General features: G+C 46.8%; 7 protein-coding genes and 3 pseudogenes. All 10 read right to left on the minus strand.

Annotated elements, in window-relative coordinates; translation table 11 throughout:
* Positions 1–172: 172 nt before the first annotated feature.
* Positions 173–4,487: pseudogene (locus tag RE628_RS16890) on the minus strand (PolC-type DNA polymerase III).
* A 289-nt stretch (positions 4,488–4,776) separates the two neighbouring features.
* Positions 4,777–6,227, minus strand: a pseudogene (gene proS, locus RE628_RS16895) (proline--tRNA ligase).
* 32 nt (positions 6,228–6,259) lie between these two features.
* Positions 6,260–7,534, minus strand: coding sequence for an RIP metalloprotease RseP (rseP, locus tag RE628_RS16900; RefSeq protein ID WP_309154157.1), 1,275 nt, complete (start codon positions 7,532–7,534; stop codon positions 6,260–6,262).
* A gap of 129 nt (positions 7,535–7,663) precedes the next feature.
* Positions 7,664–8,803, minus strand: a complete 1,140-nt coding sequence (locus RE628_RS16905) for a 1-deoxy-D-xylulose-5-phosphate reductoisomerase (protein ID WP_309154158.1) — start codon at positions 8,801–8,803, stop codon at positions 7,664–7,666.
* 289 nt (positions 8,804–9,092) lie between these two features.
* Positions 9,093–9,893, minus strand: a complete 801-nt coding sequence (locus RE628_RS16910) for a phosphatidate cytidylyltransferase (RefSeq protein ID WP_309154159.1) — start codon at positions 9,891–9,893, stop codon at positions 9,093–9,095.
* Positions 9,894–10,007: 114 nt separating this feature from the next.
* A complete protein-coding gene (locus RE628_RS16915) occupies positions 10,008–10,793 on the minus strand; it encodes an undecaprenyl pyrophosphate synthase (RefSeq protein WP_309159490.1) in 786 nt (261 codons plus the stop codon).
* Positions 10,794–10,889: 96 nt separating this feature from the next.
* Positions 10,890–11,417 (minus strand): annotated as a pseudogene (gene frr, locus RE628_RS16920) (ribosome recycling factor); the annotation flags it as partial.
* Positions 11,417–12,145 carry a UMP kinase gene (gene pyrH, locus RE628_RS16925; RefSeq protein ID WP_068780740.1) on the minus strand — a complete coding sequence of 243 codons (729 nt, stop codon included), beginning with the start codon at positions 12,143–12,145 and terminating at the stop codon, positions 11,417–11,419. The gene pyrH and the pseudogene frr, both read right to left, overlap by 1 nt.
* A gap of 209 nt (positions 12,146–12,354) precedes the next feature.
* Positions 12,355–13,005 (minus strand): translation elongation factor Ts, encoded by a 651-nt coding sequence (gene tsf, locus RE628_RS16930; protein ID WP_309154160.1) that lies wholly within the window; start codon positions 13,003–13,005, stop codon positions 12,355–12,357.
* A gap of 135 nt (positions 13,006–13,140) precedes the next feature.
* Complete coding sequence (rpsB, locus tag RE628_RS16935) at positions 13,141–13,839, minus strand: 30S ribosomal protein S2 (RefSeq protein WP_309154161.1); 699 nt, start codon at positions 13,837–13,839, stop codon at positions 13,141–13,143.
* Positions 13,840–13,891 lie beyond the last annotated feature (52 nt).

A 13,891-nucleotide genomic window follows, 5' to 3' on the forward strand; every position in this document is an offset into this window, starting at 1 on the left:
AAGAGTAAAGAGTGGGTTTCCCCACTCTTTAGACAACGTTTCTATCTCCATGATTACCAAAAAAATTATAACATAGTCTGGTAATAGTGACAAGTAAAACACCTTTACCAGGCTTCCCCTCATCCTTTCAACTTCAAAGCGGACTAATTAAGAGGTTACTCAAGAAACGGGGCTAGAACAGCGAGAGCTGATTGCTCTCCGGTAAATCCCGGAAGCAGCCCAGCGATCCCAGCAATTCAATGATCGTCTTACTTGCTTTGGATCTCTGTTGGAAATCTTCCACGGAGAGGAATTCCCCTTCATCCTTCGCTGCTGCGATGTTCCGCGCCGCATTCTCACCAATCCCCGCCAACGCAGCAAATGGAGGGATCAGAGCGTCACCGTCCACGATAAAGCGGGTCGCCTCGGAACGATACAAATCGATAGTCTTGAAGCGGAAACCACGGGCTGTCATCTCCAGCGCCATCTCTAGAATCGGCAACATTGCCTTCTCCTTCGGCAGTGCCTGGAAGCCCTTCTGTTCGACTTCTTCAATCCTACGGTATATTGCCTCATATCCTTGGCAGAACAGCTCAACATCGAAATCCTCACCGCGGACCGAGAAATAAGTCGCGTAGAACTCAATCGGATGATATAGCTTGAAATAAGCGGTACGCACTGCCGAAATAACATAAGCGGATGCGTGCGCCTTCGGGAACATGTACTGAATTTTAAGACAAGAATCAATATACCACATCGGCACCTTGCACTTCTTCATCTCATCGATCCATTCCGGTGTCAGCCCTTTACCCTTTCGTACACTTTCCGTAATTTTAAAAGCCAGTCCAGCATCCATTCCCGCCTTATAAATCAAGAACAACATAATATCATCCCGACAACCAATAACTGTCTTGATGTTGCAAGTACCGTTCTTGATCAATTCCTGGGCATTTCCAAGCCAAACGCCGGTTCCGTGGGACAAGCCAGAAATCTGCAGTAAATCCGCGAATGAAGAAGGCTGGGATTCCACTAACATCTGGCGTACAAACTTGGTCCCCATCTCGGGAACCCGTAGGTCGCCACAGGAGTCCGAATCTGTTCTGGACTTACTTCAAGCGATTCAGTCGAGTTAAACATGCTCATAACCTTTGGATCATTCATTGGGATGGACGTCGGATCAATCCCCGTCAAATCCTGCAGCATCCGCATCATCGTCGGATCATCGTGGCCCAGAATATCAAGCTTAAGCAAGTTGGCTTCAAAAGCATGATAATCGAAGTGAGTCGTCTTCCATTCCGCTCCCGTATCGTCGGCCGGATATTGTACAGGTGTAACGTCTTCGACTTCAATATAGTCTGGCACGACGACGATCCCGCCTGGATGCTGGCCTGTACTACGCTTCACACCAGTACATCCGGCCGCCAGCCTATTCAGCTCCGCACTGCGCCAATGCTTATGATGTTCTTCCTCGTACTTCTTCGCAAAGCCAAACGCAGTCTTCTCCGCTACGGTACCGATCGTACCCGCGCGGAATACGTTCTTCTCGCCAAAGATAACCTTCGTGAAATTGTGAGCCTCCGGCTGATATTCCCCGGAGAAGTTAAGATCTATATCGGGGACCTTATCGCCTTTAAAGCCAAGGAAGGTCTCAAACGGAATATCCTGTCCCTCTCCCTTCAGCGGCTGACCACACTTCGGGCAATCCTTCGCAGGAAGGTCGAAGCCACTCGGTACGCTACCATCCAGGAACCATTCACTATGCTTGCATTCCGAATTACGACACATATAATGAGCAGGTAACGGATTAACCTCGGATATACCGAGGAAGGTAGCTACGACCGAGGAACCAACCGAACCCCGTGAACCTACGAGATAGCCATCCTGATTGGATTTCTTAACGAGTTTTGCCGAGATTAGATAGTTGGCCGAGAACCCGTATTTGATAATCGGTTCGAGTTCTTTTCCAACCGCTTGACGACCACTTCAGGCAGATCCTCCCCATACATGGAGCGTGCCGTATTGTAACAAGTTGAGCGGATTTCATCGTCCGCCCCATCAATGATCGGCGTGAACAGCTTGTCCGGGAATAATTCGAGTTCCTCAAAGGAATCCGCTAGATTCGCCGTATTCGTCACGACAACCTCATAAGCTTTATCTTTACCCAGGAATTCGAATTCTTCCAGCATCTCTTCCGTTGTACGGAAATGAGCATCCGGTTTGCGTATATCCTTCAGCGGACTAAACCCGGTAATACCGTGAATCGTAATATCGCGGAAAATTTTATCCCTTGGCTCAAGGTAATGCACATTCCCGGTAGCGATGACCGGCTTGCCCAGCTTGAAACCGATCTCGACCACTTTGCGAATCGCTGTCTTCACTGCCTCGGCACTTCCGACAAGACCCTTGTCAACGAGGTGCATATACATCGTTAATGGCTGGATCTCCAGAATGTCGTAGAATCCGGCAACCTCTTCCGCTTCCTCGACCGTCTTGTTCAGTACAGCCTCGAAGAACTCACCTTTCTCACAGCCTGAAATGACGAGTAGACCCTCGCGCATTTCAGTCAGCTTCGATTTCGGAATACACGGAACCCGCTTAAAATACTCGGTATGCGACATAGAGATTAATTTGAACAGATTCTTCTTACCTGGTCATATTTAAGGCATAGATCCCGCAATGGAACGGACGTGTATTGGACAGATCCTTGCCGACTTTGTCATTCAAGCGATCGAGCGTAGTCATTCTCTCCTGTGTAACAGCATCCTCAATTAGCCCGAGTAGTACACCAGCAAGCGCTATGGTATCATCGATCGCGCGGTGATGATTCTCTAGTGAGACCTTGTATTTTGCCGCGAGTGTGTTCAGCCTATGATTTTTCAGACTCGGATGGATCAACCGTGCCAGCTCTAGCGTATCCAATACTGGATTGCTCATAGGTGGTCTTCCGAGCTCCTTCAGCTTGGCGTTTACAAAGTCAACGTCGAAACGGGCATTGTGCGCAACCAGTACCGCATCACCGGCGAATTTCACGAATTCATCGAGTACCTGATCAACCTCTGGCGCGCCTCTAACCATATCGTCATTAATGTTCGTTAATTGCTGAATATGATATGGAATAAGTTCATGCGGATCGACGAAGGTAGCATACCGATCGATTTCTTTACCTTCCTCCATCTTAACCGCGGCGATCTCAATAATTTTGTTCTGTGTGACAGAGAGACCAGTGGTCTCAATATCGAATACGATATAAGTTGTCGTCTTCAAATCATCTGGACGCGGGTTAAGTACGACAGCCACATTATCATTCACTACGTTGGCCTCGACCCCGTAGATCATTTTGATCCCGTTCTTCTTAGCATGCTTTGCAGCATCAGGATAGCATTGCACGCCACCATGGTCAGTAATGGCGATCGCTTTATGCCCCCACTTGGCCGCCAACTTCACATAATCACCAACCGGAGTTACTGCATCCATCGTACTCATCGTTGAATGAAGATGGAACTCAACCCGCTTCTCAGCAGCATTGTCCTTCCGGGATGGTGGTGCGTTAACCTCACTTAGATCTGAAGGAATCATAACAAGCTCTGGGATGGACATGAAGCGATCCATCTCCACTCTGCCCCTAGCCTTGATCCACTTGCCATTCGCTAATTGACCCATTATCTTAAGATCTTCCTTATTCTTAGCAAACAGCTTCATCTGTAAGGAATCACTGAAGTCAGTAATATAAAAAGTAAATAAAGTATTGCCGTTACGAAGTTCCTTACTCTCTAGGCCGAAGACGGTCCCTGTATCGTGACTCGCTTCTCTTCATCTTGAAGCTCTTGCAACGGTATCGGTTGATCCTTGATATCATATCCGATCTGCAGCTTGACCGCTTCACCATCATCTTCCTCAGGAGGCGCCTCCGCTTCCATGCTCTCCATCATCCGCTGGATTACTTCACGCTCTTCCTCGGCTATCCGCTGCTGGAATTCCTCATACGCCTCCACATTGTTCTCGGCAACTTGTAACTTGACTCTCACTTCCAACCCGAAATAATTGTCATAGAAGGTTGTGATCGCCTTGTCTATATTTTTCTTCCGAGCCAATTCTAGCGCCATCGCATCAACTAGCGCCACTGTTACGAGATTGTCCTCAATCTCATAGCCAGCCTTGGCCATCCAGCCATTAACGGAGGGAACTTCCCGCTGCACCCATTCCAGGAACAACTTCCAGTATTCCGTCACGATCTGCTCTGCTGTTAAGTCTTGTTCGTATTGAAATAGAAAAGCAATCTTAGCGATATGCTGCATTCGTTCCTGTATACGCAAGCAAAACGTTCGATATACTTGAGCAGGAACAAGTGTCTGTTTGCGGATCGTTATTTTCCACTCGCGGTTGCCCCGGCTTACCTCTACCTGATCGATATATCCGTCAAGAAAATACGGATCGACCAGCGATGCCGGAACTTCCGCCTGCTTCATCAACAGTTCAAGTCTGGTTCTTTTCCCCTGGACGTCGGTCATTTCTTCCTCCCCATACTCAAATAGTGGCCTTTGAAGTTCAAAAAGTTCGTCTTTGATCACGAAGTAATTCATGATGTCGCTCTTCGGTTCTGAAAACCGACCTTTTTGAACATTTAATATAAACAAATGCTAATCCTACGCAAAAATTAAGGCCTCCGCGAATCAGATAGACAGGTGCTTGAAGCAACAATTACCTGTCATGGCCGGTTCTGCCGGAAAGCCTTAATATCGTTATATAAATTGAACTCTAGTTCAATCCATCCTTACACAGTTCTTGCTGCAGGACTAATTAATAGGCTCTGGCAAAAACAACAGTATGCTTGGCCGGTTCGCCACAAACGAGACATTTCGTCTTCTGAACTTCCGGCTCAAATGGAATATTCCGGCTAGTTGCTCCGGTCTCCTCTTTGACTTGATGTTCACAAGCCTCAGAGCCGCACCAGCCTGCGAGTGTGAATCCGCGCTTCTCTTCCATGCTAGCTTTCATCTCATCCAATGTATCTACAGAATAGAAATGCTCATCACGGAATGCCTTGGCACGGTTAAACATTTCCTGATGCACTTGTTCCAGCATCGCTTGAACCTCTTCCACGAGACGGTCTTGTTGTACGACCTTCTTCTCACCGCTAATACGGGATACAAGGACGCAAACGCCATTCTCCATGTCACGAGGGCCAATCTCAAGCCGGACAGGAACGCCGCGCATTTCATATTCATTGAACTTCCAGCCCGGGCGAACGTCAGCACGGTCATCCATGCCTACGCGGATCCCCGCCTTCTTCAATTCAGCGAATAACTCATCACTACGGCCAATAACCATATCGCGAGTCTTAGGTGGTCCGATAGGAATGATCATGACTTGCTTCGGAGCTACCTTAGGCGGCAACGCCAGCCCACGGTCATCCCCGTGCACCATAATCAATGAACCGATCAAGCGAGTGCTTACACCCCAGGAGGTCGTATGCACAAATTCACGTTCATTTTCACGGTTCAAATATTGGATATTAAACGCAGTAGCAAAGTTAGTTCCGAGATAATGTGAGGTTCCCGCCTGTACGGCGCGTCCATCCTTCATCATCGCTTCAATTGAGAAGGTATCAACAGCACCAGCAAACTTCTCGGACGGTGTCTTCTGTCCTGTAATGACCGGAATCGCAAGATAACCCTCTACAAAATCACGGTAAGTTTCCAGCATCCGCATTGTCTCTTCGCGAGCTTCTTGTTCATTTTCATGAGCAGTGTGGCCTTCCTGCCACAAGAATTCGCTCGTCCGTAGGAACGGCAATGTCCGCTTCTCCCAACGAACAACGTTAGCCCATTGATTGATCAGCACTGGCAAGTCCCGATAGGATTGAATCCATTTCTCATACATATGCCCGATCATTGTCTCTGAGGTAGGTCTGATCGCGAGGCGTTCTTCCAGCTTCTCACCAGCCGCTTCGGTCACCCAAGGGAGCTCTGGATTGAAACCTTCCACATGCTCCTTCTCTTTTGGAAGAAGCTCTCTGGGATAAAGAGTGGGAAATAGGCGTTGCGATGGCCTGTCTCTTTGAAACGACGATCCAATTCAGACTGAATATGTTCCCAAATCTCATAGCCGTCCGGCTTAAATACAATACAGCCGCGTACTGGTGAGTAGTCCATCAAATCCGCTTTCTTAATGACATCAATATACCAGCGAGAGAAGTCCTCTCCTTGTGGGGTAATTTCCGTAACAAATTGTTTCTCCTCGTTAGCCATAAAAACTCTTGTCCTCCCGTAAAAACCTCATATTATCCAAACAATCGTAATATATCGTTATAGGTTACTGCAATCATTAACAGGAACAGCATAGCAAAGCCGATAAAATGCACCAAGCCCTCGTGATTCGGATCAACCGGCTTGCGGCGAAGAGCTTCGATGCCCAGGAAGATTAACCGACTACCGTCAAGTGCCGGAATCGGCAGCAAATTAAATATTCCCAGATACAGACTTAGAATCGCCGTCCATCTGGTGAGCTGTACAATCCCTTGCTTGGCAATCTGTCCTGTTACTTCAAAGGTTCTTACTGGTCCACCGAGATCGTCCATGGAGAATTTGTTAATCAACTGCTGAAACCCTTGGAAGATCAACTTGGTTGTACCTACCATATCAGATCCAGCTGTGGTGATCGATTCACCAATAGAAGCACTCCGCATAGGGAAGAATGTGATAATCGAGCTTCCTACCTTCCCCACCTGCTCGTTGTCTGCCGCACGCGGAGTAACGGTAATATTAATCTCCTGTTCTCCACGCTTAAGCGTCCATACCATCGGTTTATCTTTGGAAGCCTGTATCGACTCAATCATTTTGTTTGCATCGGTTCCAACTGACTTACCATTAATCTTCTCAATGATATCGCCCTCTAGCACTCCAGCTTCCGCTGCAGGCATACCCTTCACTACATCTCCGACCTGCAGATGGCTCGGATGATCAAGTGGAATCCCCGCCATGAATGTATACAACGCAAACAGCACGAAAGCTAGAATGAAATTCATAAGCGGTCCGGCAAAGATCGATAGTGCCCTTTGTGCGACAGTCTTGCTACCATATTGTCGGTTTCTTGGCGCAATCTGTGTCTCTTTACCCTTAACAACAAGCATCGCCTGCGGATGAATCTGATATCTAACACTCTCTCCATCTACATCCAGTAGTACAGACAGATCATCGACCAGATCGATCTGTAACACCTCACCGCGAATGACATTCTTGCGACTGTCCAGACGGTCCAAATAAATCTTGCGGACTTTATCCTCTTCCAGGCGTAGCGCTATCGTCTGGCCGTTAGAAATCTCGATCAGCTCAGGATCCTCTCCGGCCATGCGGGCATATCCACCAAAGGGAAGCAGACGAAAAGTAAACTGCGTCTCGTCCCGTTTGAAAGCGAACAACTTAGGTCCAAATCCGATCGCAAATTCTCGCACCAATATTCCAGCACGTTTTGCGAAGTAAAAGTGCCCCCATTCATGCACCGCCACAATGACGAAAAACATGAGCACCGTCAAAAAAATAATTTTCAGTAGTTCCAATCGAAAGCATCCTCCTTTTGGCCACGGATCGTCCAAGTTCTTTATAGATTATCATTATTCTCCGATTAGGCACAAGAGAATACAAGAATGAATCTTTTCCATATTGACGACAGCAGACCCTTCGAGGAATTACAGTGATTCAGCGACCGCTCTCGCCCATTGGTCAGCATCCTTGATTACTTCAAGACTTGGATCGGCCAGAGCTTCATGTCTGGAAAGCACGGTCTCAATGAGATATTCAATCTTTAAGAAGGAAATATCTCTCCTTAAGAAGCGAGCTACCGCAACCTCATTGGCTGCATTAAACACCGTCGGTGCGGTACCTCCTATTTTACCACATTCAAAAGCTAGTCTTAAACAAGGAAAACGTTCAAAATCCATCTCCCTGAAATTAAGCTTACCTGCCTGGGCCAAAGAAAGACGCTGCGCTGCCGAATTCCAGCGACGCGGATACGAAAGTGCATACTGAATTGGAACACGCATATCCGGAGTTCCGAGTTGAGCGATGATACTTCCATCACGATACTCAACGAAAGAGTGGACAATGCTCTCAGGATGGAGCAATACACCAATCTGTTCAAATCCAAGCCCAAACAACCAGTGGGCTTCAATCACTTCCAGTCCTTTGTTGACCATCGTGGCCGAATCGATCGTTATCTTTGCGCCCATAGACCAGTTCGGATGTTTCAAGGCGTCCTCAACGGTCACATTGGTAAGCTGCTCACGACTATAATCGCGAAAAGAGCCACCTGAGGCCGTGATCGTAATTCCTGCCACATCCTCCATATTCTCACCATTCAGACATTGAAAAATAGCCGAATGTTCACTGTCAACCGGAAGTATGGATACGCCTTTCTCCTTGGCTAGAGTTGTTACGAGGTGACCCGCTGATACAAGGGTTTCCTTATTCGCTAGAGCGATGGTCTTCCCCTCAGAAATAGCCGCCAAAGTAGCTGATAGACCAGCACTGCCGACAATCGCGGTGACCACTGTATCGGCTTCAGTACCGGCAGCAACCTCGATCAAGCCTTCTTCCCCGTAGCTAAGCTCTACATCAGCTGGAAGCAACGGACGTACTTGATCCGCCAATTCCTTAGTAGCAATAGAGGCCTTCTTCGGTCGGAACTGATTCACTTGTTGAACAAACAAATCCACATTGGCTCCAGCAGCAAGTCCTTCAACGGTAAACTGCTCTGGATGCTGCTGAACAACGTCCAGCGTCTGCGTCCCGATCGATCCAGTTGAACCTATAATTGCAATTTTCTTCATAACGCACCTCACCACTATATAGTAATGAATGTATATTCAAGATTCGATGTCGAGTCCACTTCTTAGAGCTCCTTCGTGATCAAAAACAAGTCATTAAATTTCCCTTCCAATCAAGGTTCAATAAGTGGCTTTTCAGCACCGAGAAGGTTGGATAAAGCTAGGGTCCGAGGAGCGGAGCGTACGTAGTTTGTACGTGAGCACCGGAGGACCCGGCTGAATTCAAGATTCGATGCCGAGTTCGCTTCTTAAGAATAATCCTCGTGATCAAAAGACAGTTATTGAACTTCCTCTAATAGGGGAGAAGCATGAGGATATGTATGAACGGGAATACAGCAATCCAACTGTCGCACCGATCAAGAATCCCTCCATGCCCCGGCAAGATCGTGCCTGAATCCTTGATTCCGTAAGCCCGTTTATATGCCGATTGAATCAAGTCCCCCATCTGCCCTACTACGGCCGCAATCACTCCTAGGATAATTGCTTGTCCAACAGTCAGTAACCCGCCTGAAGCAAGCGCGAAGATTACTGCAGCCACGACAGACAATACAACTCCACCTATCGCGCCTTCCACCGTCTTATTTGGGCTAATGGCTGGCCACAGCTTGTTTTTTCCCAGTTTGCGTCCGACAAAATAAGCTCCGGCATCACTGCTCCAAATTGAGATCAGTAAGAGGAAAGTCCAAAATAACCCATGCCCATCCTGTATATTTCTTGTTGCCACAATAGAAGAAAAACCAATTCCAATATATACCATACCCAAGAATAACAAAGATACCGTGGAAATAGGAAGCTCATTTTTCGTAATCACAGTTGTGACTAGGAACAGCAGCATCAGCAGCACAAATACGCGCATCAGATCCCAAGGCAACTCCATTCCGAAGGATTCCCAAGGGAAAACAGCATAGAGTACACCGAGATAGCCAAGCAAAGCAGGTACTCCGAAAGCCGGCAGCCCAATCATTCGAACAAACTCATAGAAACCTATCAAGGCCATGAGCAAAATTAATATGTTGAAGCCGACTCCACCAAGCAAGCAAAGTCCAAGGAAAAAGCCTCCGGCCACAATTCCCGTGATCAATCGTTGTTTCACTGGTCTGCACCTTCCATTTCAATAAAGATTTAATGACTTGGCTCTTCAGCACCGAGATAATTGAATGAAGCTAGGGGTCGTGATCAAAAACAAGTCATTAAATTTCCATCTTCACTAGGATAACCCACCATACCGGCGTGTTCGCCGTTGATATTCTGCGACCGCAGCGAATAGATGCTCCCGGCCGAAATCAGGCCAATATAAATCCGTGAACCAAAGCTCGCTATAAGCAGTCTGCCACAGCATGAAATTGCTAAGTCTGAGCTCTCCACTCGTTCGGATCAATAAATCGGGCTCCGGCAAGCCTGCGGACAAAAGCTTGGACTGAATCATCTCTTCAGTGATCTGGTCAGCAGAGAGTTCGCCAGCCTGAACACTACGAGCAAGTTCTCTCACACCCTCCGTAATCTCGCGTCTGCTGCCGTAATTCAAAGCAAAGTTCAAAATAAGTCCCGTGTTATTCTTCGTTCGCTCCATTGCTTCCTTCATTGCAGCGATCGTATGGTCTGGAAGTTCCTTCGTGTAACCCATCATGCGGATCTGCACATTCTTCTGAATCAGTTCATCCAATTCCAAGGCGAGAAATTCTTTTGGGATAGCCATCAGGTAGTCTACCTCTTCCTTAGGACGCTTCCAATTCTCTGTAGAGAACGCGTATAGCGTCAAGACAGATATACCTAGTTCATCAGCTGCAATCGTTGCCCTTTTCACAGCCTTCATCCCGCTGCGGTGGCCCATATTACGCGGCATCCCCCGTCTACGCGCCCAACGCCCGTTTCCATCCATAATGATTGCAACGTGCTTTGGTATATTTTCATCTGAAAGATCCACAGTTGACGGATCTACAGACGACGCAGGTCTATCCCCTTTTTTCCACCAGGATTGAAATAGCTTGATCATTTCTTTTCCTCCAGTAGGTGATGAAAAGAGACAAAACCCCACCGTATTAGGAGGGGCCGCTTCTCGTCTCTTAAACTTCCATGATCTCTTTTCTTTAGCTGCAAGCACTTTTTCAACTTCCGCGATATATTTATCGGTCATTTTCTGAACATCCTCTTGATGTCTACGAGATTCATCCTCGGAAATGTCCGTTTTTTCCAACTTTTTAATATCGTCGTTAGCATCGCGGCGAATGTTGCGAATAGCGACTTTAGATTCTTCTCCGTGTTTCTTCGTCATCTTCACCAACTCAACCCGACGCTCTTCAGTCAGTGGTGGGATCGACAAGCGAATGTTTATACCGTCGTTAGCCAGCGTCAAACCCAGATCCGACTTCATAATCGCTCTCTCAATATCAGACAGTGACGATTTGTCCCAAGGCTGAATCATCAACGTACGCGTATCCGGCGTGTTAATGTTAGCCAATTGATTAAGCGGAGTTGGCGATCCATAGTAATCTACTTGAATGCGGTCAAGCAATGCTGGAGTCGCTCTTCCGGCACGAAGAGTTGCTAGATCTCTTTTCAACGCCTGAATCGCTTTTTCCATACGTTCTTCAGCGTGCTTTTTGATCGTTCCTGGCATTAATCTACACTCCCTTTGACGATCGTCCCGATCTTCTCGCCCAGGACGACGCGCTTAATATTACCTTGTTCTGTAATAGCAAACACGATGAGCGGAATGTTGTTGTCCATGCAGAGCGATGAAGCTGTAGAATCCATAACTCCAAGATTTTTGTTAAGCACTTCAAGATAAGTCAGGACCTCAAACTTCTCAGCTGTTGGATCCACAAATGGATCTGCCGAATATACTCCGTCCACCTTGTTCTTAGCCATCAGGATGACTTCAGCTTCAATCTCAGCAGCACGAAGAGCTGCTGTTGTGTCTGTGGAGAAGAATGGATTACCCGTACCAGCTGCGAATATGACAACGCGGCCTTTCTCCAAATGACGAATCGCTCTACGGCGAATATAAGGTTCAGCAATTTGCTGCATCGCAATCGAAGTCTGTACCCGCGTAGGCACATCAATCTGTTCCAATGCATCTTGCAAAGCCAGGGAATTCATGACTGTTGCTAGCATGCCCATATAATCGGCTGTCGCACGATCAATTCCTTTGGCACTTCCAGCGATTCCACGCCAAATGTTACCGCCGCCACATACGATAGCTACTTCTACGCCAAGCTCGACGACTTCCTTCACTTGTTCAGCGATCGATGAGATCGTTTCTGCATCGATACCATATCCGTTCTGGCCGGAAAGCGATTCACCGCTGACTTTCAAGACGATACGTTTATAAACTGGCTGTTTCAAATGCATACCCTCCACAATCATCCTTCATGAGGCATCGTATATACCCTTCATGCCTAAGCATAGAGGATATATACGCGTTCTCACGCTGGGCTTAGGTCAAGTCAAAAGGTACAACCGTTCTTATAAACGGACATACCTATATCTATAAAAGAAGGAACACGGTGTGTTCCCACTTCTTCTACATGTAATTCGATTATATTATCTGCTGCTTAGTTCTTAACTTGAGCCATAACTTCTTCTACGAAGTTGTCGACTTTCTTCTCCAGACCTTCGCCAAGCTCATAACGAACGAAGCGGCGGATCGAGATGTTCTCACCGATTGTGCTGATTTTCTCGCTTACGAGGTTAGCGATCGTCTTGTCTGGGTCTTTAACGAAAGCTTGCTCAAGCAGGCAGAACTCTTCGTAGTATTTGTTGATGCGGCCTTCAACCATTTTGTCAACGATCTTCTCTGGCTTACCTTCGTTCAAAGCTTGAGCGCGCAAGATTTCCTTTTCCTTCTCAATCTCATCTTGTTGAACTTCTTCGCGACGAACATAACGTGGGCTCATTGCTGCGATATGCATAGCAACATCACGAGCGAATTCTTTAAATTGATCCGTCTTCGCTACGAAGTCAGTTTCGCAGTTGATTTCTACCAATACGCCGATACGTCCGCCAGCGTGGATGTAGGATTCTACAACACCTTCAGTTGCAATGCGGCCCGCTTTGTTTGCAGCAGCTGCCAAACCTTTTTCACGGAGCAATTCGATTGCTTTATTCACATCATTGTTAGCTTCTTCGAGCGCTTTCTTGGAGTCCAAGATTCCTGCTCCAGTTTTTTCGCGAAGTTCTTTTACCAATTTTGCATCAACAGCCATTGTTATTACCCTCCATATCGAATAAGCAGATTATTTAGCTTCTTCTTTAATCTCTTTAAAAAAAGGGTAGCGAGAGGTTTAACACCTACTAACCACCCTTTTTGATTTAATTTATTATTTCACTATTAAGCTGAATTAAGCTGTAGTTTGTTCGCCTTGGTTAGCTTCAATAACAGCGTCAGCCATTTTGCTAGTGAGCAATTTAACAGCACGGATTGCATCGTCGTTACCAGGAATCACATAATCGATTTCGTCCGGATCGCAGTTAGTATCAACGATACCTACGATTGGGATACCGAGTTTGCGAGCTTCAGCAACAGCGATACGCTCTTTACGAGGATCGATGATGAACAGAGCGCTAGGCAAGCCCTTCATGTTCTTGATACCGCCCAGGAATTTCTCAAGACGATCTTTCTCTTTGCGAAGGATGATTACTTCCTTCTTAGGCAATACAGTGAAAGTTCCGTCTTCTTCCCAAGTTTCAAGCAATTTCAAACGGTCGATCCGTTTTTGAATTGTTTGGAAGTTAGTCAGCGTTCCGCCGAGCCAACGTTGGTTAATGAAGAATTGACCAGCGCGTTCAGCTTCTTCTTTAACAGAGTCTTGAGCTTGCTTCTTAGTACCTACGAACAAAATTGTTCCGTTCTCTTCAGCTACGCTCTTAACAAAGTTATAAGCTTCTTCCACTTTCTTGACTGTCTTTTGCAAGTCAATGATGTAAATTCCGTTTCTTTCAGTGAAGATATATTTGTCCATTTTCGGGTTCCAACGACGTGTTTGGTGTCCGAAGTGTACCCCTGCTTCAAGCAGTTGTTTCATGGAGATTACTGCCATCTTCACGCACCTCCTAAAATTGGTTTTTTTGATGCTTCCTCCGCAAACGTCA

The organism is Paenibacillus sp. D2_2 (genome assembly GCF_031199965.1).
Classification (GTDB): Bacteria; Bacillota; Bacilli; order Paenibacillales; family Paenibacillaceae; genus Fontibacillus.